Source organism: Amycolatopsis sp. NPDC005961, from assembly GCF_040629235.1.
Classification (GTDB): Bacteria; Actinomycetota; Actinomycetes; order Mycobacteriales; family Pseudonocardiaceae; genus Amycolatopsis; species Amycolatopsis camponoti.
The window spans coordinates 1-21,188 of sequence record NZ_JBEXVF010000027.1 but is presented as its reverse complement, the minus strand read 5'-3'; the positions used below and the strand labels follow the sequence as shown (position 1 = coordinate 21,188).

Annotated in this window: 15 protein-coding genes and 1 riboswitch; of the genes, 4 read left to right on the top strand and 11 right to left on the bottom strand. The window is 72.5% G+C overall.

The annotated features are described in order from the left end of the window. Positions 1-15: 15 nt before the first annotated feature. The gene (locus ABZ342_RS24070; protein WP_360476896.1) at positions 16-1,023 is read left to right on the top strand and encodes a stage II sporulation protein M; all 1,008 of its coding nucleotides are present in this window, start codon (positions 16-18) and stop codon (positions 1,021-1,023) included. Here ABZ342_RS24070 and ABZ342_RS24065 read toward each other — a convergent pair. The 6 genes from ABZ342_RS24065 to ABZ342_RS24040 are packed head-to-tail and all read right to left on the bottom strand — an operon-like array spanning position 1,015 to position 7,048. Further along, a complete protein-coding gene (locus tag ABZ342_RS24065) occupies positions 1,015-1,770 on the bottom strand; it encodes a ricin-type beta-trefoil lectin domain protein (protein WP_360476893.1) in 756 nt (251 codons plus the stop codon). The genes ABZ342_RS24070 and ABZ342_RS24065 overlap by 9 nt on opposite strands. A 48-nt stretch (positions 1,771-1,818) precedes the next feature. Next, a complete protein-coding gene (locus ABZ342_RS24060) occupies positions 1,819-3,111 on the bottom strand; it encodes a DUF58 domain-containing protein (RefSeq protein ID WP_360476890.1) in 1,293 nt (430 codons plus the stop codon). A 1-nt stretch (position 3,112) separates the two neighbouring features. Next, positions 3,113-4,078, bottom strand: a complete 966-nt coding sequence (locus ABZ342_RS24055; protein ID WP_155549257.1) for a MoxR family ATPase — start codon at positions 4,076-4,078, stop codon at positions 3,113-3,115. Next, positions 4,075-5,214, bottom strand: a complete 1,140-nt coding sequence (locus tag ABZ342_RS24050; RefSeq protein ID WP_360476886.1) for a DUF4350 domain-containing protein — start codon at positions 5,212-5,214, stop codon at positions 4,075-4,077. The genes ABZ342_RS24055 and ABZ342_RS24050 overlap by 4 nt, the downstream gene beginning before the upstream one ends. Continuing rightward, positions 5,211-5,852, bottom strand: coding sequence for a DUF4129 domain-containing protein (locus tag ABZ342_RS24045; RefSeq protein WP_360476883.1), 642 nt, complete (start codon positions 5,850-5,852; stop codon positions 5,211-5,213). The genes ABZ342_RS24050 and ABZ342_RS24045 overlap by 4 nt, the downstream gene beginning before the upstream one ends. Then, positions 5,846-7,048, bottom strand: coding sequence for a hypothetical protein (locus tag ABZ342_RS24040; RefSeq protein ID WP_360476880.1), 1,203 nt, complete (start codon positions 7,046-7,048; stop codon positions 5,846-5,848). Before ABZ342_RS24040 ends, ABZ342_RS24045 begins: the two co-directional genes overlap by 7 nt. A gap of 250 nt (positions 7,049-7,298) precedes the next feature. Between ABZ342_RS24040 and ABZ342_RS24035 the strand changes: the two genes are divergently transcribed. Then, the gene (locus ABZ342_RS24035) at positions 7,299-8,318 is read left to right on the top strand and encodes a neutral zinc metallopeptidase (RefSeq protein WP_360476877.1); all 1,020 of its coding nucleotides are present in this window, start codon (positions 7,299-7,301) and stop codon (positions 8,316-8,318) included. Here the strand turns inward: ABZ342_RS24035 and ABZ342_RS24030 are convergent. Together ABZ342_RS24030 and ABZ342_RS24025 are read right to left on the bottom strand one after the other, a co-directional pair. Beyond that, a complete protein-coding gene (locus tag ABZ342_RS24030; protein ID WP_360477085.1) occupies positions 8,311-8,730 on the bottom strand; it encodes a hypothetical protein in 420 nt (139 codons plus the stop codon). The two genes, ABZ342_RS24035 and ABZ342_RS24030, sit on opposite strands and share 8 nt — an antisense overlap. A 125-nt stretch (positions 8,731-8,855) precedes the next feature. After that, entirely contained in the window at positions 8,856-9,935 is a 1,080-nt protein-coding gene (locus ABZ342_RS24025; RefSeq protein ID WP_155549253.1) for a potassium channel family protein, read from the bottom strand. A 91-nt stretch (positions 9,936-10,026) separates the two neighbouring features. Here ABZ342_RS24025 and ABZ342_RS24020 point away from each other — a divergent pair, with 91 nt between their 5' ends. Continuing rightward, entirely contained in the window at positions 10,027-10,395 is a 369-nt protein-coding gene (locus ABZ342_RS24020; protein WP_360476873.1) for a hypothetical protein, read from the top strand. A gap of 166 nt (positions 10,396-10,561) precedes the next feature. On the opposite strand, the gene ABZ342_RS24015 is transcribed toward ABZ342_RS24020, so the two are convergent. Further along, positions 10,562-13,798 carry an ATP-dependent DNA helicase gene (locus ABZ342_RS24015; RefSeq protein WP_360476870.1) on the bottom strand — a complete coding sequence of 1,079 codons (3,237 nt, stop codon included), beginning with the start codon at positions 13,796-13,798 and terminating at the stop codon, positions 10,562-10,564. A 65-nt stretch (positions 13,799-13,863) separates the two neighbouring features. After that, complete coding sequence (locus ABZ342_RS24010) at positions 13,864-15,747, bottom strand: hypothetical protein (protein WP_360476868.1); 1,884 nt, start codon at positions 15,745-15,747, stop codon at positions 13,864-13,866. Between the two features lie 199 nt (positions 15,748-15,946). Between ABZ342_RS24010 and ABZ342_RS24005 the strand changes: the two genes are divergently transcribed. Then, on the top strand, positions 15,947-17,104 hold the full coding sequence (locus ABZ342_RS24005; RefSeq protein WP_360476865.1) for an FAD-dependent monooxygenase: 1,158 nt from the start codon (positions 15,947-15,949) through the stop codon (positions 17,102-17,104). On the opposite strand, the gene metH is transcribed toward ABZ342_RS24005, so the two are convergent. Beyond that, a complete protein-coding gene (gene metH, locus ABZ342_RS24000) occupies positions 17,086-20,739 on the bottom strand; it encodes a methionine synthase (RefSeq protein WP_360476862.1) in 3,654 nt (1,217 codons plus the stop codon). The two genes, ABZ342_RS24005 and metH, sit on opposite strands and share 19 nt — an antisense overlap. 14 nt (positions 20,740-20,753) lie before the next feature. Then, positions 20,754-20,832: riboswitch (S-adenosyl-L-homocysteine riboswitch) on the bottom strand. Between the last annotated feature and the right edge of the window lie 356 nt (positions 20,833-21,188).

Here is a 21,188-nt window from a genome sequence, read left to right as displayed (position 1 = left end):
GGATAGGCTGACCTCGTGGATGTGGACGTCTTCGTCGCGACGCACTCGGCGGAGTGGTCCCGGCTCGGCGAGCTGACCCACCGCGGCGGCAAGCTGACGGGGGCGGAGGCCGACGAGCTGGTGACGCTCTACCAGCGGACCGCGACCCACCTGTCGATCGTCCGGTCGGTCGCGCCCGACCCGGCCCTGGTGAGCCGCCTGTCCGGGCTGGTCGCCCGCGGCCGGAGCGCGATCTCGGGGTCGCACAACCCCGCGTGGCGCGAGGTCGCCCTGTTCTTCACGCGCCGCTTCCCCGCCGCCGTGTACCTCTCGCGGCGCTGGTGGATCCCGGCCGCGCTGGTGTCGATCGCGGTGATGGTCGTGATCGCGGTCTGGGTCGCCGGCGACCCGAACGTGCGCGCGTCGATCGGCAGCGCGGACGAGCTCAACCAGCTGACCAAGCCCGGCGGCGAGGCGGAGAGCTACTACTCGACGGGCCCGGCGACGTCGTTCGCGGCGCGCGTGTGGACGAACAACGCCTGGGTGGCCGCGACCTGCCTGTTCCTCGGCATCGCGCTGGGCATGCCGGTGATCGGCGCGCTGTGGCTGAACTCGCTCAACGCGGGCGTGATCATCGGCGCGATGAGCGCGGCCGGCCGCGGCGACGTGATGATCGGCCTCCTGCTCCCCCACGGCCTCCTGGAGCTGACGGCGGTGTTCATCGCGGCGGGCACCGGGCTGAAGCTCGGCTGGACGGTGGTCGACCCCGGCCGCCGTTCCCGGACGAAAGCGCTGGCCGAGCAAGGCCGTTCGGTCGTGGTGATGGCGCTGGGGCTGGCGTGCGTGCTGTTCGTGTCCGGGCTGATCGAAGCGTTCGTGACGCCGTCCGGCTGGCCGACGTGGGTCCGGGTGGGGATCGGCGTCGCGGTCGAAATCGCTTTCCTGGTCTACGTTTTCACGCTCGGCCGACGGGCGGCGAAGGAAGGCGAAGTGGGCGACCTCGACGCGCGCGACGCCGGGGACGCCCTGCCCGAGTCAGCATAGGCACGAGCCCTCGAAGGCGATCGACGATCCGTCCTCCAGCCCGGCCGTCCCGACGAACCGCGCCTCGAACTCGCCCACCTCGGTCAGCACCAGCTTCGGGCTCGACGCCGTTCCGTCCGCGCCCGTCTTGACCGTCACCGTCTCGCCGCCGCCTTCGAACACCAAAGCGTTCTTCGGGCGGGCCGCGCGGACGAAGAACGTCACCGGCACGTCCGCCGCCGGCTGGCCGTTTTCGCCGATCACCCGGACCACGAACGGCGTTCCCGGGTCCTTCGACGCCAGGCGCTGGCCGTTGCCGGACAGGATCGCCAGCGTCCGGCCGCCCGCCGCCCACGTGTTCGCGATGCCCGTCAGGGAACAGACTTCCTGGTACAGCCGGGCCCCCGGGGCGGCGTCCTCCGCGGTCAGGCACCGCGCCGTCGCGACGTTCGCGATCTCGACCAGGCCCGGCAGTCCCGCCACGCGCCGCCACGTCTGGTGCTTGTCCTTGTCGTCGCAGGCGGCCATCTTCACCGCCACCCCGTCGACCGGGCTCGCCGCCGTCAAGCACTGTCCACTCTGGACATTCGTGAAACGCTGCGAGGCGTACGTCCACTTCGCGCCCGCGTCCCCCGCGTCGGCCAGCACGGGCTTGCCGTCGGCCACCGCGAGCGAGAGCTTGCCCCCGCCGTCGGCCAGGTAGACGGGAGAACCGTCCACCGCGGGCGCCGAAGAGATCGCCAGGGCCACCGCCATGAGCTTCCACATGCTTCGGGCTTAACAGGCCGAACGGACGTTCACCACCGGAGCCACCCGTTAGAGCCGCCCGGCCGCCTTCAGCGCCAGGTACCGGTCCGCCAGCGCCGGCGGCAGCTCCTCCGGCACCGCGTCCACCACGCTGACCCCGTGCCGGGCCAGGCGTTCGGTCACCCGCTGCCGCTCCGCCGTCGCCCGCGACGCCGCCGCCGCGTCGTACACGGCCTCCGCGTCGCCCCGGCCGGTGAGCATCTCCGCGACCCGCGGGTCCGCCACCGCCGCCACGATCAGCTCGTGCCGCGCGGTCAGCGAGCTCAGCACCGGGAACAGGCCTTCCTCCAGCGGCGCCGCGTCGAGCCCGGTCAGCAGCACCACCAGCGAACGGCGGCGGGTGCGCTGGAGCACCTCCGCGACCATCCCCCGCGCGTCCGTCTCGACCAGCGACGGCTCGATCGGCGCCATCGCGTTCACCAGGGACGTCAGCAGGGAGGCCCCCGAAGAACCCTGCACCGCGGCCCGCAGGCGACGGTCGTACGCCAGCAGGTCGACGCGGTCGCCCGCCCGGGAAGCCAGCACGGCCAGCAGCAGCGCCGCGTCCATCGCCGCGTCCAGGCGCGGGGCGTCGCCGACCCGGCCGGCCGACACGCGGCCCGTGTCCAGCACCAGCACCACGTGCCGGTCGCGCTCCGGGCGCCAGGTCCGGACCATCACGTCCGCCGCCCGCGCCGTCGCGCGCCAGTCGATCGAGCGGACGTCGTCGCCGATCACGTACTCGCGCAGCGAGTCGAACTCCGTGCCCTGACCGCGGATCAGCACCGCGCTGCGGCCGTCGAGCTGCTGCAGCCGCGCCAGCCGCGACGGCAGGTGCTTGCGGCTGTGGAACGGCGGCAGCACGCGGACGGTCCACGGCACCTCGTGCGAACCCTGCCGCGCGGCCACGCCCAGCGGCCCGACCGACCGGACCGTCACCCGCGCCGCCGTCCGGTCGCCGCGCCGCGTCGGCCGCAGGGAAGTCACCAGCGCCTGCCGTTCCCCGGCCGGGACGCGCAAAGCGTGCCGGTCCGCGGCTCCGGCCGAAGGCGGCCACGCGTCACGCAGCTGGCCGCGCACCGCACGGCCACCGGGGTTCGCGACGACCAGCGTCACCTCGCACGGCTCGCCGAGCCGCACCGACGTGTCGCCCGACCGCCGGAAAGCCAGCGGCCGCACGCTTCCCGCCAGCACGAGGTCGACGACCACGAGCAGCACGAGCACACCGCCGACGGCCAGGATCCCGGTCGTCGACGGCCACACCAGCCCGACCACCAGCGCGCCGAACAGCGCGAGCAGCCCGAGCCTTCCGGTGACGGCCATGTCAGCGCGGCACGGGCACGGACGCGAGCACGCGGTCGAGCACGCCGTCCGCGGTGACGCCCTCCAGCTCGGCCTCCGGCCGCACGTCGAGACGGTGCCGCAACGCGGGCCGCGCCAGGGCCTTGACGTCGTCGGGGGTCGCGTAGTCGCGCCCGGCGAGCCACGCCCAGGCCCGCGTCACCGCGAGCAACGCCGTGGCGCCACGCGGGGAAACGCCGATCCGCACCGACGGCAACGACCGCGTCGCCCGGCACAGGTCGACGACGTACCCGATCACCTCGGGCCCGATCGTCACGCGGGCCACGGCTTCCCGCGCCGCCGCCAGCTCCGTCGCGCCCGCGACCGCCTTCAAGCCCGCCGCGGCCAGGTTGCGCGGGTCGAAACCCTGCGCGTGCCGCCAGAGGATGCCGATCTCGTCCTCGCGCGACGGCGTGGGCATGGTCAGCTTCAGCAGGAACCGGTCCAGCTGCGCCTCCGGCAGCGGATAGGTGCCTTCGTACTCCACCGGGTTCTGCGTGGCGATCACGATGAACGGGTCGGGCAGCGGCCGCGTCTTGCCGTCGAGCGAGACCTGCCGCTCCTCCATCGCCTCCAGCAGCGACGACTGCGTCTTCGGCGGCGTCCGGTTGATCTCGTCGGCGAGGAGCAGGTTCGTGAACACCGGCCCCTCGCGGAAGGAGAACTCGCCGCTGTGCGCGTCGTAGACGATCGAGCCGGTGACGTCGCCGGGCATCAGGTCCGGCGTGAACTGCACGCGCGTGGTCTCCAGGTCCAGCGCCGCGGCCAGCGCCCGCACGAGCAGCGTTTTCGCTACCCCAGGGACGCCTTCGAGCAGCACGTGCCCGCGGCACAGCAGCGCCAGGATCAGCCCGGTGACGGCGGCGTCGTTGCCGACGACGGCCTTGCCGACCTCCGCGCGCAGCGCAATCAGCGCGTCCCGGGCCCCCGTCGCGTTCTCGCTGGTCAAGTTCGCCCCACCTCTCGTTCCACCCTGTCCAGTTCGCCGGCCAGCCGGACCAGCGCGGGGTCGTCCGGCACCGGCGGGCCGTGGAGCACCGCGCCGATGTCGTTGGCCGGCCGCCCGGTGCGCGCGCTCACCGCGGTCACCAGCGCCGCCGCGTCGGCGTCGCGCGGCAGGCCCAGCACGGTCCGCAGCCGGCTCCGCGCCGCTTCCCGCAGCGTCTCGCCCGCGTGTCCCGCGGCCTTCGCCCGCCGGTACAGCCGGGCGCGCCCTTCGGCGGTTTCGGCCGCGCGCACGACGATCGGCAGCGGCTCGGTGACCACCGGGCCGAGCCGGCGCGCCCGCCACAGCGCCAGCAGCGCCACGGCGACGAACGCCTGCGCCGCACCGTAGTACCAGCCGTCGGGGATCAGCTCGAAGATCGACTTGCGGGTGTCGTCCAGCGCCGGGTCCGCCGTGGACGGCAGGTACCAGACGAGCTTCGGGTGCCCGCCGAGCAGGTGCAGCCCGAGCGCGGCGTTGCCCTCGTCGGCGAGCCGCGAGTTGGTCAGCGGGGCGGGCGAGCCGAGCAGCGTCGTCGTGCCGCCCGCGTCGGCGAGCTGCAGCAGCGTGCCGCCGCCGTCTTCGCCGGGGTAGCAGGACCGCGCGCCGGGCGAGGCGTACCCGATGCCACCGAGGGTGACGTCGCCCGCCGCGACGGCCGCGGCGACCGTGCACTGCGGGCTCAGGGTGCCGGTGTCGCTCTGGCCGACCGGGTGCACCAGCGGCAGCGAGTCGTGCAGCGTCGGGGCTCCCGGCGTCACGAAGACGACGTCCGCGGCGTGCTGCCGCAGCGCGTCGAGCCGCTTCGCCGGGACGAGGTCGGGCTGGGTGACCAGCAGCGTCGCGTCTTCGCTGATCGCGTCGTCGGCTTCGTCGGCGGTGTGCGCGGTCCGGACGTCGACGCCCTGGTCCCGCAGGAGCTGCGCGAGCGCGTGGGCGCCGCCGGGTTCGTACGAGCCGGGTTCGAGCGCGCCGTGGGTCTGCTCGCCGCGGCCGAGCAGGAGCAGGGCCCCGGCGGCGAAGATCAGCGCGACCAGGGCGAGCGGGATCCGCGCACCGCGCCAGATCCGGCGCACGTCCGGCGAAACGGAGGTGGTCACGAGGCCGCCAGGGCGACCGGCTTTTCCCGGCCGCAGCGTTCGTCCAGCTCGGTGAGCGTCCGGTACGCCGTTTCGGTGCCTTCGCGGCCGCCGTAGTGGACGTCGTCGAAGAGCCGCGCGCCTTCCCGCAGTTCCGCCGCGACGTTCGGCAGCAGGGTCCCGGCTTCGGCGGCGGCCTCGTCCGCGGTCCGGCCGGAGCGGGCGTCGAGCAGCGCGCGTTCCTCCAGGGCCCGCACGACGGCGCGGAAGCGGTCGCGGACGGCGTCGTCGTACCGGCCGGCGGCCGCGGCTTCGGCGGCCGAGCGGCGGTAGTCGTCGGCGCTCTGGCGCCTGCCGCCGAAGACCGTCCCGCCGGCCCGGGACGTGCGGGCGATCTTGCCGGTGCGCAGCCGGACCACGACGACGAGCACGATCAGCAGCACGAGGACGAGCAGCACGCCCCAGATCCCGCCCGGGACCACGGACGAAACGCCGTTGAGCAGCTTCTCCAGCTGCTCGCCGAGCCACTGCCCGATCTGCTGCAGGAAGTTCGGCTGCGCGTCCCGGTACTTCGGGTCGGTCAGCTCTTCCGCGGCAGCGCGGCGCGCGGCGTCCCGGTCGATGTCGACCGGGACGTCGATGAGGACCAGCGTCACCATGCCTGCGGCGGCTGCACGCCGGCCGCGCGGGCCAGCTCGATGTCCATGCCTTCGCGGCGCATCCGCTGGTCGAGGTAGACGATCACGGTGACCAGCGTGACGAACGGGATCGCGATGGTGCCGGAGACGATCTGCCCGGCCGACTGCAGCAGCAGGTCACCCGTGCTGGGCAGCGTCACCTTGCCCGGGTTGAGCACCTGGTCGAAGACGCCGGTGCCGAGGGCGAACGGCAGCTGGATGATGTTCTCGAACAGCGACTGGATGAGCCGCGCCAGCAGCAGGATGCCCAGCACCCGCCAGAACGCGCCGCCGACCAGCTTGATCGACCGCGCGAACGCCTCGCGGAACGTCCCGCGCTCGAGCACGAGCGCCGGCACGGCCAGCGCCCAGAACACCCAGGCCAGCACGCCGGGGACGATGCAGAGCATCAGGCCGAGCGTCGTGACCAGCGCGTACACGAACGCGACGCCGAGCAGCGGGAACAGCCGCGGCTGCAGCTCGCGCCACGCGATGCCGAACGTGACCTCGCGGCCCAGCGCGGCCCGGCCCATCACCGTGGCCATCAGGCCGGTGGTGATCGCCAGCAGCAGGGTCGAGATCAGCAGCGTCGGGATCAGCACGAGGAAGAGGTCGCCGAAGGTGCCGAAGACGAGGTTGCGCACTTCTTCGTCGGTCGCGCCCGGGCCGAGGGTCGCCGTCGTGGCGAGGTTCTCGAAGTCGGCGATCACGTACTTCTGCACGAGGAACGTGATCCCGGCGGTGAGCACCGCCATCACCGCGCCGATGCCGAGGATCAGCAGCGGGTGCCGGCGGATCGCGGTGATCGCGCCGTCGAGGATGTCGCCGATGTTGAGCGGCCGCAGCGCGATCACGCCGGGCTTGCCGAGCCCGTGCGGGCTCCAGCCCCGCGGCTGCTGGTACTGCTGCTGGTACTGCTGCTGCCCGCCGTACGGCGGCAGTGGTGTCGGCGATGTCGGCGGTGTCGGCGGCCGCTCCCAGCCCGGCGGGGTCGCCGGTCCCGGGGTCGCCTGGGCGTCCGGCGGCTGCCACCCGCGCGGCGGCGTCGCCGGTGACGCGGAGTGGTCTTCGGCCGGCTTCGAATCACCCGATCCGGGGGCGGGAATCCGTGGGACGCCCTGGCTGGGTGTCGGCGTGTCGTCGCCCTTGTCGCCGGGCGCGCCACCGGTGTCTGTCATCGAAGCCCCTCGCCTGCGGTACCTGGTTGGCAACACTCTTTCAGAGCCGGTCGCACCCGGCCAGACCTGGGGTGACGTCCGTTCGCGGTGACACCGTGCGCACGGACGGGTGCGAGAGGCCCCATTCCCCCGATATGCTGAATGGCGGGATCGGGTACCCCCGGTCCGTACCGAGACCCTTCGGGACTGCCTAGTGACGCAACCGCCCCACGGCCAGGTACCGCCTCGCGGAACCGTCCAGCCGCCGCCGGTGCCGGATGCGCAACCGGATCTTCCCTGGCTGGGCCGCCCGCACACCGTGTCCGCGCCGCGTCGCCGGTCTCCCGCCGCGGTAATCGGGGTGTGCCTCGGCGCGGTCGCCGTGCTGGTGCTCGGGCTGGTCGCGATCGTCGCCCTCAACCGCGGCGAGACCCCTCTGGCCAACGCGAACTTCCGGGACACGCCGTCGTCCCAAGACGTCCCTTCACCCCTGCAGCCCGGCGGCGCGGGCGCTCCGGCCTCGGCGTCGAGCCCGCCGTCCGAGACCTCCGCGCCCAGCGCGACCGGCCCGCAGAAGATCCTCAAGCTCGCCGACCACCCGATCCTGCAGGACCCGAACGCCGGCCTGCAGAACCGCGTCTGCACGCTGCCGACGTGGCAGAGCACCCAGGCGGGCGCGGAAGCGTTCTTCACCGCGGCCAGCAAGTGCCTGGACGCGGCGTGGGGCCCGTTCCTCGAGGCCTACCACCTGCCGTTCACGCCACCCGCGCTGCACTTCCCGACGGGCGCGAGCTTCGAGACCGAGTGCGGCACCATCCAGGTCGGCATCGCGACCGCCGCGTACTACTGCGAAAACAACCTGTACGTCCCGTTCCGCGGGCTGCAGACCGACCAGTACGGCAACAACCCCGGCGTCTACCTGGCCCTGTTCGCCCACGAGTACGGCCACCACGTGCAGGAGGTCGCCGGGCTGATGGACGCGGCCTGGCAGAAGATCTACGAGGCCGGCCAGAACAGCCCGGCCGGGCTGGAGATGTCGCGACGCAAGGAACTGCAGGCCCAGTGCTTCTCGGGCATGTTCCTCGGCGCGCACGTCGACCAGGGCGGCACGATCAGCCGCGACATGTACAACAAGGCCTGGAACGACCAGGAGACCCGCGGCGACAACACCTCCCGCAGCCACGACCACGGGACGAACGCGCACTACGCGTCCTGGTGGCGGGCGGGCGCGACGAGCAACCGGATCTCCGACTGCAACACCTTCGCGGCGCCGTCGTCCGAGGTCAGCTAGCTGTTTTGGGTCGCAGCGGGATGCTCAGCCACAGGTAGACGAACATCCCGCCCGAGAAGCACGCGAACACCAGCAGGAACAGGCCGACCGGGCGCCGTGCGTCCGAGGCGCCCGCCGAGGTGTCCGCGACGCGGACCGTGACCGTCCCCTGGTCGGGCAGCACCTCCGGGACGCCGACGTCGACCCGCTCGCCTTGGCCGTGCCCGCAGCCGTTCAGGGTGCCTTCGTGCGTCTTGCCCGCGACGGTGAACTTCACGGTCTCGACCGCGTCCGGCCGGTCGCACGGCGCCGGCTTGGTGACCTCGGCCTGTACCGGCGCGCCCACGTCGTCGTTCGAGATGCCCAGCAGCCCCGGGCCGGCCAGCCAGGCCAGCAGTACGACGAGCACACCCGCCGCGGCGGGGATCGCCACCGTGGGCCACTTGAGATCGAGTGATCGCGGGGGCACTTCGCCATGGTTCCAGATCCGGCGGGCAAAACCCAGGCGCCCCGGTCCCGGCTACCAGGTCCCGCCGGGTCTCGCCGGGCGAAGCGGACCTACCGCTCGATCTTCTCCGCCTGCGTCACCTTCTTGACGTAGAGCAGCTTGTCGCCCGGCTCGATGGCGTCGGCCTGCGGAGCGTCCACGCGGTACAGGACGCCGTCGCGGACCAGGCCGAGGACGAGGTCGGGCAGGTGCCGCGGCGACCCGCCCTCCTCGGACGGCTCGACCGGCCGTTCGGCGATCGCCAGGCCCGATTCGGGCGTGAGCAGGTCCTCCATGATGTCGACGACCAGCGGCGTCGACGTCGCCATGCCGAGCAGCCGCCCGGCCGTCTCGCTGGAGACGACGACCTGGTTGGCGCCGGACTGCTTGAGCAGGTGGACGTTCTCCGCCTCCCGCACCGACGCGACGATGTGCGCCTGGGGCGCCAGTTCGCGCGCGGTGAGCGTGACGAGGACCGCCGTGTCGTCCCGGTTCGGGGCGACGACGACCGCGCGCGCGTGCTGCACCGCGGCCACGCGCAGGACGTCGGAGCGGGTGGCCGAGCCGTGCACGGCGACGAGGCCGAGCGCGCTCGCCGCGTCGAGGGCCTGCTGGTCGGTGTCGACGACGACGATCTGCCCCGGGGCGATGTTCTCGTCGCCGAGCAGCGCGTTGACGGCGGACCGGCCCTTGGTGCCGAACCCGACGACGACCGTGTGGTCGCGCACCTTCGTCCTCCACTTCTGGATCTTGAACGCCTGCCGGGAGCGCTCGGTGAGCACCTCCAGGGTGGTCCCGACCAGGACGATGAGGAAGAGCACCCGCAGCGGGGTGATCACCAGCACGTTCACCAGGCGGGCGGACGAGGTGGCCGGCGCGATGTCGCCGTAGCCGGTCGTCGAAAGCGAAACGGTGGCGTAGTACAGGCTGTCGAGCAGGGACAGGCCGTCGCCGTTGGCGTCGCGGTAGCCGTCACGGTCGACGTAGACGATGATCACCGTCAGCAGCAGCGCGAGCGTCGCGCCGATGACCCGCTTCATGATCGAACGCAGCGGGCTGACCGTCAGCTCGGGCATCCGCAGGACGCCGACGAGCTCGTGGTCCGGCCGATCGGTGAGACTGCCCAGCGGCAACCGCCTCAGTGCCTTCATGCACCGGCTCCCCACGGCAGGTGTCGAGCGTCACTCACGCCCGGAGGATAGCCGAACGGAGTAGGCCGCCGCCGCGTGGAACGATGAGTCGATGGCCACCTCCCAGCGACCCGCCCACTTCCTGGCCGGTGCCCTCGGCTTCATGGGCGTCCTGCACTTCGCCGTCCCGAAGCCGTTCGACGGCCTGATCCCCCGGTGGCTGCCGGGTTCCCGGCGCGCGTGGACGTACGGTTCGGGCGTCGCCGAGCTGACGGTCGCGGCCGCGGTGGCGGTCCCCCGCACCCGCCGCCTCGGCGGCCTGGCGGCGGCCCTGCTCTTCCTGGGCGTCTTCCCAGGCAACGTCAAGATGGCCGTCGACGCTGCCGCAGCCCCGGCCCCGCAACGCGCGATGGCCTGGGCCCGCCTCCCCCTGCAGTGGCCCCTGATCGCGTGGGCCCTTCGGGTCCGCGACCGCGCCTGACCGGCGTGATTAGACGGTCGACACGCGTGATTGAAGGGTCAACTCGCGTGATTGAAGGGTCGACACGGCCCCGGCACGCAAACCCGCCGTGTCGACTCTCCAATCACGCGTGTCGACCCTCTGATCACGCGTGTCGACTGCTCAATCACGCGTGTCGACCCTCGGGTCACGCTTCGGGGATGTTGCGGAGGATTTGGCGGAGGCCTTCGGGGTCCAGGAGGTCGGCTGGGCGGATCGTGCGGTTCGCGCGGACGTAGTGGAATGCCGCGCGGACCTCCTCCACCGGGACGTTCTTCAGCGCCGCCCACGCCATCCGGTACGCCGCCAGCTGGACCGCCAGCGCCGGCAGCCGGGACTCCGGCGGGACCGCGCCCGTCTTCCAGTCCACGACCTCCCAGTACCCGTCCGGGTGCCGGAACACGGCGTCCATGCGGCCGCGCAAGGTGATGCCCTCGACGTCCGCCGAGAACGACACCTCCACCGCCACCGGCACGCGGGCCGCCCACTCGCTCTTCTCGAACTCCGTCTGCAGCTCTTCGAAATCGGTGTCGGGCGCCTCGCCGAAGTCGGCCGCGCCCGGGAGGTCGTCGATCTCGATGAGCTGGTCGCCCGCGAACCGGCGCTCCAGCCAGCCGTGGAACTCCGTGCCGCGGCGGGCGAAGCTGTTCGGCTCCATCGGGAGCGGACGGCTCAGGTCCGCCGCCAGCTTCCCCGCGTCGTCGGCCAGCGCGACCAGCTGGCTCACCGAAAGCCGCGACGGCAACGGGACCCGCCGGACCCGGTCGTCCTTCCGTGCCCACTCTTCGAGGAGGACGTCGGTGTCGGTCAGCCAGCCGTCCGGATCATCCTCTTCGGACACCTCTTCATCCACAGTGGACAGCGCTTCGGACACCAGCTCCACCCCCGTCTGGACGCCGGTGCGGCGGTCGGCCAGCGGATCGACCGGCCAGCGCCCCTTCCGCGAGTCCGACACCAGCGGGTTCTCGTCCTCTTCGGACGGTTCCGGCGCCCACTCGGCGAGCTGCCCGACGCCGGTCTCGCGTAGGACGTCACCGATCTCCGTCAGGAACTCCGACGGCCCCTTGGACCGGCTGCTGCTCTCGTTCCACCAGTGCCCGGACACGATCAGCGCACGCTCGGACCGCGTCAGCGCGACGTAGCAGAGCCGCCGTTCCTCCGACTGCTCCCGCTCGACGAACCCGGCTTCGTGCAGTTCCAGTCCTTCTTGGACTTCCTTGCGGTCGTAGCCGTCGGCGATCCGCAGCTCCGGCAGGTCCTGCGAGTCCCCGCGCAACGCCGCGGGCAGCGACGTCGCGGTCCGCAGCCACGACGACGACCGCCGCCGCCCCGGGAAGACGTCCTGCACCAGGTGCGGGACGGCGACGACCTCCCATTCGAGGCCCTTCGCCGAGTGCACGGTGAGCACCTGCACGCGGTCGGGCACGACCTCGACCTCGCCCGGGGTGAGGCCGTCTTCGGCGTGCGCGGCGGTGTTCAGATAGTCCACAAAGGACAGCAGGGTCGCCGTCGGCGCCGTCTCGGCGTAGTCGGTGACGACCTCGGCGAACGCGTCCAGGTGCGCGCGGCCGGCGGATCCGGGGCGCGCCAGCGATTCGACGTCCAGGAGCATCGTGCGTTCGACGTCGGCGACCAGCTCGGGCAGCGACTGGTCGAGCCGCCGCCGCAACGCGGACAGCTCCCAGCCGACGCGGCGGATGCGCTTGTAGCCCTCTTCGGAATACCGTTCCGGCGAGCCCGGCTCGTCGATGGCGTCGATCAGCCCGGCCTGCTCGACGCGTTCCACGACCAGCTCGGGCGCGTCCGGCTTCTCGGGACTCGAGAGTTCGCCGGCGCGCCGCCACAACGCGGCGACGTCGGCGGCCGCGAGCCGCCAGCGCGCGCCGGTCAGCAGCCGGGCCGCCGCGCTGCCCGACAGCGGGTCGGCGAGCACCTTGAGCGTCGAGACGAGGTCCGCGACCTCGGGCTCGTCCAGGAGCCCGCCGAGCCCGACGACCTCGACCGGCAGCCCACGCGCCCGCAGCTCGGCGGCGATCGGCGCCATGTCGGCGCGGCGCCGCACGAGCACGGCGGCGGTCGGCGGCTTGCCGGTCTCCTCCTGGGTGGCGTACCAGCGCCGCGCGAGGGCGTCGGCCACCCAGTCGCGTTCGGCGCGGATGTCCGGCAGCAGCGCGCACGCGATGTCCGCGGGCCCGGCGCCTTCGCGCGCCCGGAGCCGTTCGACGCCGAGGCCGCGCGCCCGCAGCGGTTCGGCGATGGCGTTGGCTAGGTCGAGGATCTCCGGCGGGTTGCGGAAGCTCGTCAGCAGGCCGAAGTCGTTCGCGGGGACCAGGTTTTCCCCGTCGTGACGCGGGAAGTCCGTGGTGAAGCGGGGGAGGTTGGCCGCGCTGGCCCCGCGCCAGCCGTAGATCGCCTGGGCCGGGTCGCCGACCGCGGTGACCGGCATCGGCTGGTTTTCGACGCCGCCGAACAGCGCCCGGAGCAGGACGCGCTGGGCGTGCCCGGTGTCCTGGTATTCGTCGAGCAGCACCGCGCCGAAGCGCTCCCGTTCGCCGCGCACGACCGACGGGTAGTTGCTCGCGAGCTGCGCGGCCAGCGACATCTGGTCGGCGAAGTCGAGCGCGCCTTCGTTGCGCTTGCGCCGGTGGTACTCCTCGACCAGCGGCAGCAGCGCGAGCCGGAAGTGCTGCGCTGCCATGATTTCCGTGAGCTTCTGCGGCAGCGCGGCCCGCTGTCCCTTGGCACGCGGCGCGTTCTCGATGACGCGGCACATCCACGTCGTGTATTCGGCGAGCTGGTCGACCGAGATGAGGTGCTCACCGAGCTCACCGGCCAGCTGCAGGACGTCCGCGGTGACGGTCGACGGGACGCGGTCGGTGTCCAGCTCGTTGTCCCAAGTGGACACGACGCGGTGCGCGATCTGCCACGACGACGTTTCGGACAGCAACCGGACGCCGGGCTGGACCGGCAGGCGCAGGCCGTGTTCGGACAGCAGGCGCCCGGCGTAGGCGTGGTAGGTGAGGACGGTCGGCTCACCGGCGACCACAGTGGACCGCAGGCCGCCGCTCGGGTCGAGCCGGTCGAGCAGCCCGGAGCCGGCGAGTCGCCGCAGCCGGGCCCGCACGCGTTCGCCGAGCTGACGAGCGGCCTTGCGGGTGAAGGTGAGGCCGAGGACGCGGTCGGGGCTGACGATCCCGTTGGCGACGAGCCAGACGACCCGCGCGGCCATGGTTTCGGTCTTGCCGGCGCCGGCCCCGGCGACGACGAGGGAGGGCTCGACCGGCGAGGCGATGACGGTGGCCTGTTCGGGAGTCGGCCGGTGCAGCCCGAGCGCGTCGGCGAGTTCGGCGGGCTCGACGGGGTTGGCGACGACGAGCGGACTCACGCACGCCTCCCGGCCGGTCGTGAGTGGGAAACAGGGTCAGAACACTGTTTCCCACTCACGACGGGTCAGGTGGGGTGGTAGGAGCAGCGGGTGCCGGTGTGGACGCCGTCGCGCAGGACGTCGCCGATCACCGCGTCCGCCGCCGCGATGCGGGTCAGCGCGCGGCGGATCGCCTTGCCCACCGCGATCCGCGCCTTCTCCTCCGCGCCCGCGAACTCGCGGACCCGGCCCGCGAGCCCGGCGGCGGCCGACAGCTCGCCCAGCAGCCAGTCGCGCTCGGTGCGCACCTTCTCCGCCCGGCCCGCGTCGTGGTTGGCCTCGTGCTCGTCGAGCTCGGCCTCGAGGTTCGCGAGCCAGCGCCGGTAGTGCGCGGTCGCCGTCCGGTCGAGCGTCGGCTGCGCGGACGTCACCTCGGCGACCACCCCGTGCGCCAGCTCGACCGCGGTCAGCTCGTGCCCCGGGTTGTCCAGCAGCGTCGCCAGGTAGCCCATGCCGACGCTGTGCTCGACCAGCACGGACCGCCCGTCCAGACCGAAGAGCCAGTGGCTGCCCTGGCGCCGGCACGTGACCCGGCGGTCCGCGACGCGGGCGGCGAAGACGGGCAGCACCATCCCGAGCTGCTCGGCTTCGCGCGTCGCCGCGGCCAGCTCCCGTCCGGCTTCGGCCGAGCCGGGCCCCAGCGCCTGCGCGAGCCGGGCGCGGGACAGCACCACGGCCGGCCAGTGGGCCAGCGCGAGGTTGTCGCGCACGGCCGCCCGGAAGTGCTCCGCGGCGCGTTCGGTTTCACCCGCGGTCAGCATCGCCACGCCCAGCGCGTGCTGCACCGAGCCGAAGCAGGCGACGGCGAGGCTGCCCATCATCGGCAGCCGCGCGAAGGGCGTGAGCAGCGCGTAGGCGGCGCGCGCCGATTCGACGTCCGAGAGCAGGTACGCCGACTCGACGATTCCGTACATCGACACGAGCCAGCTGCTCGACCGCGGCAGCAGCGCCAGATCCTGCCCGCTCAGCCGGGCCAGCGCCCCGGCCGCCTCGCGCTCGTCTCCGGCCGAAGCGGCGGAGACGGCCAGTCCGGCGACGAACGCGTTGTCCACCGCGCTGAGCGTCGGCGAGTGCACCGTCTCGCGCAGCACCGGCAGCAGCTCGGCCACGCGGCCCTGGAACCACCGGATGGCGCCGAGCTGCGCGGTGTACCAGCCGATCGCGTCGGCGTCGCCGGCCTGCTCGCCTCGCAGCGCACAGGCGGCCGCGCGCGCTTCGGCCTCGTCGAACCGGCCGGCGCGGATGCTGAGCATGACGTCGATCGCGTCGAGCACGAATCCGACCGCGAGGTGGTCGCAGCCGGCCAGCTGGCCGCGCAGGTCGGCGAGCCCGCGCTGCGCGTGCGGGTCGCCGTCGAGGAAGAGGTCGACCGTGCGCCAGAGCAGGCCCATCAGCAGGTCGCTGCGCCGCCCGGTGCGGAAGCCCTCGGTGATCAGCTCGTGGGCGAGCGCGCGGCGCTGGCCACCGTGGTCGGGGCCGAGCAGGCAGTGGTGGGCCAGGCTCGCGGCCTCGGCCCAGGCGACCGGGTCGCCCGCGCGCTTGGCTTCCTCGAGCACGGCGAGGATCTCGTTGCTCTCCCCGGCCACGTAGTCGGCCTCGCCCGCGAGCCGGGCCTTGAGCCGCAGCGCCAGCGACGACCCCGGGTCGACCGCGGTCCACGCACTGCGCAGCCGCGCCTGCAGCAACGCCGCCGCGGGCGCGCTCCGGTGTTCGTGCACCCACAGCCCGCCCATGCCCAAGGCGGCGCGCGCCATCCCGGCCCCGTCGCAGTCGGCCTCCGCGGCCCGGTACGCCCGGTCGAACCACTCCCGGCCGGCGCGCAGGTCGCCGTCGGCCTCGAGTGCGCGCTCCCCGTTGCGCAGCAGCTCGCCGAGTGTGGTGGCCGCCGGCCGCGTTTCGCTGTCCAGCATCGCCGCCCCCTCTCCCCCGGGAAATGGTGCCCGCGCGACCGGCCGGGGTCAACGTGCGAAAACCGGCGGGAAAGTCCCGGTCACGGCCGGGAATTTTCCGCCGTCACGGTCCGCGTGCGGTCCATTCGCGACAGTCGCTGACGGCCGCCGTCAGCGCTTCGCCAGGGACCGGTCAGCCCCCGCGGCGAAGCTCCGTGCCATGAAAAATCTCAGCGTCCTGATTTCCGGCGCCAGCATCGCCGGCCCCGCCCTCGCCCTCTGGCTGACCCGCCACGGCTGTTCCGTCACCGTCGTCGAACGCGCCCCGTCGGTGCGCCCGGGCGGCCAGGCCGTCGACTTCAAGGGCGCCACCCACCGGACCGTCCTGGAGCGCATGGGCATCCTCGACGACGTCCTGGCCCGCCGGACCGGCGGCACCGACCAGACGATCATCGACGCCGGGGGACGGCCCCAGGCCGTGATCCCCGGCGAGTTCACCGGCGGCGACATCGAGATCCGCCGCGGCGACCTGGCCGGCCTCCTGTACGAGCGCACCGCCGCGCACTGCGAGTACCTCTTCGGCGACACCATCACGGCGCTGACCGAGACGGCGGACGGCGTCGACGTCACCTTCGCCCACGCCACTCCGCGCCGGTTCGACCTAGTCGTCGGCGCCGACGGCATCCACTCGAACATCCGGCGGCTGGCCTTCGGCCCGGAGCGCGACTACGTCCGCTTCCTCGGCCACTACTACGCCTTGGCCGAGCTGGGCGGGCAGGTCGAGGACGGCGAAGCCGTGATGTACAACGAGCCGGGCCGGATGGCCGCGGTCGGCGGGCCGAAGGCGTCGGCGTTCTTCGTCTTCGCTTCACCTGAGCTGGACTACGACCGCACGGACACCGAAGTCCAGCGGAAACTGGTGGCCGCCGCCTACCGCGACGCGGGCTGGCGGGTGCCCGAGCTGATCGAGAAGCTTCCGCAGGCCCGCGACTTCTACCTCGACTCGCTCGCCCGCGTGACGATCGGCCACTACTCCCGCGGCCGCGTCGTCCTGCTCGGCGACGCCGCCTACGGCAACACCCTCGGCGGCTTCGGCACCGGCCTGGCGATCGTCGGCGCGTACGTGCTCGCCGGCGAACTCCTCGAAGCCCACGGCGACCACCGCGCCGCCTTCGCCCGCTACGAGGAGCAGATGCGCGGCTACGCCAAGGTCTCGCAGCGCGGCAGCGCGGGCCCGTTCCTCGCGCCGCCGTCCCGGCTGCGGATCAAGCTGCGGGACTGGACGTTCAAGTCCCGCTTCCTGCTCCGCCTGATGCTCAAGGCGACCGACAGCTTCGCCACGGACATCGAGCTGAAGGACTACGCCTCGGGCTCGTAGGCCAGGTTCGGCCGCAGCCACTGCTCGACTTCGGCGATCTCGACGCCCTTGCGCCGCGCGTAGTCCTCGATCTGGTCGCGGCCGAGCCGGCCGACGGTGAAGTACTTCGAGTCCGGGTGCGCGAAGATCAGCCCGGACACGGCGGCCGCCGGCGTCATCGCGAACGACTCCGTCAGCGCCATCCCCAGCTCGTCCGACTCCAGCAGCTCGAACAGCTCCCGCTTCTGGCTGTGGTCGGGGCTGGCCGGGTAGCCGAGCGCCGGGCGGATGCCGCGGAACCGCTCCGCGTGCAGGTCCTCCAGCAGCGGTTCGGCGTCGGGCTCGAACCAGTCGCGGCGGGCCTTGAGGTGGATGTACTCCGCGAACGCCTCGGCCAGCCGGTCGGCCAGGGCCTTGACCATGATCGCGCGGTAGTCGTCCTGCTCGGCCTCGTACTTCGCGGCGAGGTCGTCGGCGCCGTGGATGGCGACCGCGAAGCCGCCGAGGTGGTCGCCCACCGGCGCGATGTAGTCCGCCAGGCAGCGGTTCGCGCGGTCCAGCGGCTTCGACGTCTGCTGCCGCAGCATCGGGAACCCGACGTGCGCGAAGTCGCCGTCGAGCAGGATGTCGTCACCCTCGCTGTGCGCCGGCCAGAACGCGTACGCGCCCTTCGCGCGGAAGCTGCTGTTCGCGATGATCTCGTCGAGCAGCGTGTTCGCGTCGTCGAACAGCTCACGGGCGACGGGCTCGTCCAGGATGGCCGGGTACTTGCCCTTGAGCTCCCAGGCGAGGAACAGGAACTGCCAGTCGACCATCTCGCGCAGCTCGGTGATGCTCGGCTCGACGACGCGGCGGCCGGTGAACGCCGGGGTCGGCAGGGCGTCGAACGACACCTTCTCCGGGTTCGCCCTGGCCTGCTCGAGGGTCAGCATCGGGCGGCGCTGCTTGTTCGCGTGCTGCTCGCGCAGCACTTCCTGGTCGGCGCGGTTCTTCTCGGCGAGCGCGATCGAGCGGTCCGGGTCGAGCAGGTCGGACACCACGCCGACGACCCGCGACGCGTCGAGGACGTGCACCGTCGCGTTGTCGTAGGCGGGCGCGATCTTGACGGCGGTGTGCTGGCGGGACGTCGTGGCGCCGCCGATCAGCAGCGGCAGCTTCAGCCCGCGCCGCTGCATCTCGGTCGCGACCGCCACCATCTCGTCCAGCGACGGCGTGATCAGCCCGGACAGCCCGACCGCGTCGGCACCCTCGGTGACCGCGGTGTCGAGGATCTTGGCGGCCGGCACCATCACCCCGAGGTCGATGACCTCGTAGTTGTTGCAGCCGAGCACGACCCCGACGATGTTCTTGCCGATGTCGTGGACGTCGCCCTTCACGGTGGCGAGCACGATCTTGCCCTGGCCGCCCGACGACTCCAGCCGGCCTTCCTGGCGCGCCTTCTCCTTCTCCTCCTCCATGAAGGGTTCGAGGTAGGCGACGGACCGCTTCATCACGCGGGCGCTCTTGACCACCTGCGGCAGGAACATCTTGCCGGAGCCGAACAGGTCGCCGACGATCTTCATGCCGTCCATCAGCGGGCCCTCGATCACCTCGAGGGGCCGGGCCAGCTGCTGCCGTGCCTCTTCGGTGTCCTCGACGATGTAGTCGACGATGCCGTGCACCAGCGCGTGCGACAGCCGTTCGCCGACCGTGCCTTCGCGCCAGGAGAGGTCGACGACGCGCTTGGTGCCGCTGCCCTTGACGTTCTCGGCGAAGCTGACCAGCCGGTCGGTGGCGTCTTCGCGGCGGTCGAAGAGCACGTCCTCGACCAGCTCGAGGAGATCGGCCGGGATGTCCTGGTAGACCGCGAGCTGCCCAGCGTTGACGATGCCCATGTCCAGGCCGACCTGCACGGCGTGGAAGAGGAACGCCGAGTGCATGGCCTCGCGCACGACGTCGTTGCCGCGGAAGGAGAACGAGAGGTTCGAGATGCCGCCGCTGGTCCGGGCGCCGGGACAGCGTTCCTTGATCCGCGGCAGCGCTTCGAGGAACGCCTTCGCGTAACCGTTGTGCTCGGAGATGCCGGTGGCCACGGCGAGGACGTTCGGGTCGAAGATGATGTCCTCGCCCGCGAACCCCGCCTGCTGCGTCAGCAGGTCGTAGGCGCGGCCGCAGATCTCGACCTTGCGGTCGGCGGTGTCGGCCTGGCCCTGCTCGTCGAAGGCCATCACGACGACGCCGGCGCCGTAGTTGCGGATGATGCGGGCTTGGGCGAGGAACGGCTCCTCGCCCTCCTTGAGGCTGATCGAGTTGACGACGCCCTTGCCCTGCAGGCAGCGCAGGCCGGCTTCGAGCACGGTCCACTTGGAGCTGTCGACCATCACCGGGATCCGGGCCACCTCGGGCTCGGTGGCGATGAGGTTGAGGAACGTCGTCATCGCCTCCTCGGACTCGAGCAGGTCGGCGTCCATGTTGACGTCGAGCAGGTTGGCCCCGCCGCGGACCTGCTCCAGCGCGACGTCGACGGCGCCCTGGTGGTCGCCGGACTCGATGAGCCGGCGGAACCGCTTGGAGCCGGTGACGTTGGTGCGCTCGCCGATCATCACGAACCCGGTGTCGGCGCCGATGCCGAACGGCTCGAGCCCGCTGAAGCGGGTGTGCGTGCGCGGCTCGGGCACCTCGCGGGGCTTGACGCCCTTGGCCGCGGCGGCGATCTTCGCGATGTGCGCCGGGCTGGTGCCGCAGCAGCCGCCGACCAGGTTGACCAGGCCTTCGCGGGCGAACCCGCCGATCAGCCCGGCGGTCTCGTCCGGCGTCTGGTCGTAGCCGCCGAACGCGTTCGGCAGGCCGGCGTTCGGGTGACAGGCGACGTAGGTGCCCGCGATCCGCGACAGCTCCTCGACGTGCGGGCGCATCTCCTCGGCGCCCAGCGAGCAGTTGACCCCGACGACCAGCGGCTTCGCGTGCTCGATCGAGCTCCAGAACGCCTCGACGGTCTGGCCCGAGAGCGTCCGCCCGCTCAGGTCGACGATGGTGACCGAGATCCACAGCGGCAGGTGCGGCGCGACGTCGCGGGCCGCGGCGATGGCCGCCTTGCAGTTGAGCGTGTCGAAGATCGTCTCGATCATGAGCAGGTCGACGCCGCCTTCGGCGAGCCCGCGGATCTGCTCCGCGTACGCGGCCTTGACCTGCTCGAACGTCACGGCGCGGTACGCCGGGTCGTCAACCTTGGGCGAGAGGCTGAGGGTGACGTTCAGCGGGCCGATCGACCCGGCGACGAACTTGCCGCCCAGCTCGTCGGCGGCCTGGCGGGCGAGCTGCGCGCCGCGGACGTTCATCTCGTGGACGTGGTCCTGCAGCCCGTAGTCGGCCTGGCCGATGCTCGTGGCGGTGAAGGTGTTCGTCGTGGTGATGTCCGCGCCGGCCGCGAGGTACTGGCGGTGGACGTCGAGGATGACGTCCGGGCGGGTCAGGTTCAGCAGGTCGGGGTCGCCGGTGACGTCGTGCGTGTGGTCGCCGAAGCGGTCGCCGCGGTAGTCGGCCGGGGTCAGCCCGGCCCCCTGCAGCATGGTGCCCCACGCGCCGTCGAGCACCGCCACCCGCTGTCCGAGCAGCTCGCGCAGGCGCGCGGTGGCCTCGGACTCGCTGGGGGTTTCTCGCGGGGTGATCGGGTTCACCGGCAGCCTCCCTCATCCGGGAGGCGCCCTTGTTCGGTGGATCCCGGTCGAGCGTGGCGGACCCGGCGGTCCGTTGCAGCGCCTCTCGACCTGTGGTCCACGGTACTGGAAACGGGCATTCGCACGCCAACCCGCCCCGCCGGTGCGTCCACTGACTGGGACACCGTGAGTCCACAATGGATTACCAGGTCCACCCTGCCTCCGCCTCGTGTCGCTCTCGGGCCCACCTTGACGCGTCCCGGGCCGGAGCGCTGCTCCCCGCCTGCGCAACCGGGGTCGCCTCGATCATCGTTCGATCGCGTCGCGACGTTACTCTCCGCGTCCACGTTGCCACTTTTCGCACTCGCGGCCGACCTTGAAAACTGAAACACGTTCTAATACGCTCCTCGCGTGGACTACGGAATCGTGCTGTTCACCAGCGACCGAGGCATCACCCCGGCTTCCGCGGC

Excerpts from the sequence above, each read along its gene's own strand:
- ABZ342_RS24065 (WP_360476893.1), bottom strand. The coding sequence starts at position 1,770 with ATGTGGAAGCTCATGGCGGTGGCCCTGGCGATCTCTTCGGCGCCCGCG.
- ABZ342_RS24060 (WP_360476890.1), bottom strand. The coding sequence starts at position 3,111 with ATGGCCGTCACCGGAAGGCTCGGGCTGCTCGCGCTGTTCGGCGCGCTG.
- ABZ342_RS24045 (WP_360476883.1), bottom strand. The coding sequence starts at position 5,852 with ATGGTGACGCTGGTCCTCATCGACGTCCCGGTCGACATCGACCGGGAC.
- ABZ342_RS24040 (WP_360476880.1), bottom strand. The coding sequence starts at position 7,048 with ATGACAGACACCGGTGGCGCGCCCGGCGACAAGGGCGACGACACGCCG.
- ABZ342_RS24025 (WP_155549253.1), bottom strand. The coding sequence starts at position 9,935 with ATGAAGGCACTGAGGCGGTTGCCGCTGGGCAGTCTCACCGATCGGCCG.
- ABZ342_RS24020 (WP_360476873.1), top strand. The coding sequence starts at position 10,027 with ATGGCCACCTCCCAGCGACCCGCCCACTTCCTGGCCGGTGCCCTCGGC.
- ABZ342_RS24010 (WP_360476868.1), bottom strand. The coding sequence starts at position 15,747 with ATGCTGGACAGCGAAACGCGGCCGGCGGCCACCACACTCGGCGAGCTG.
- ABZ342_RS24005 (WP_360476865.1), top strand. The coding sequence starts at position 15,947 with ATGAAAAATCTCAGCGTCCTGATTTCCGGCGCCAGCATCGCCGGCCCC.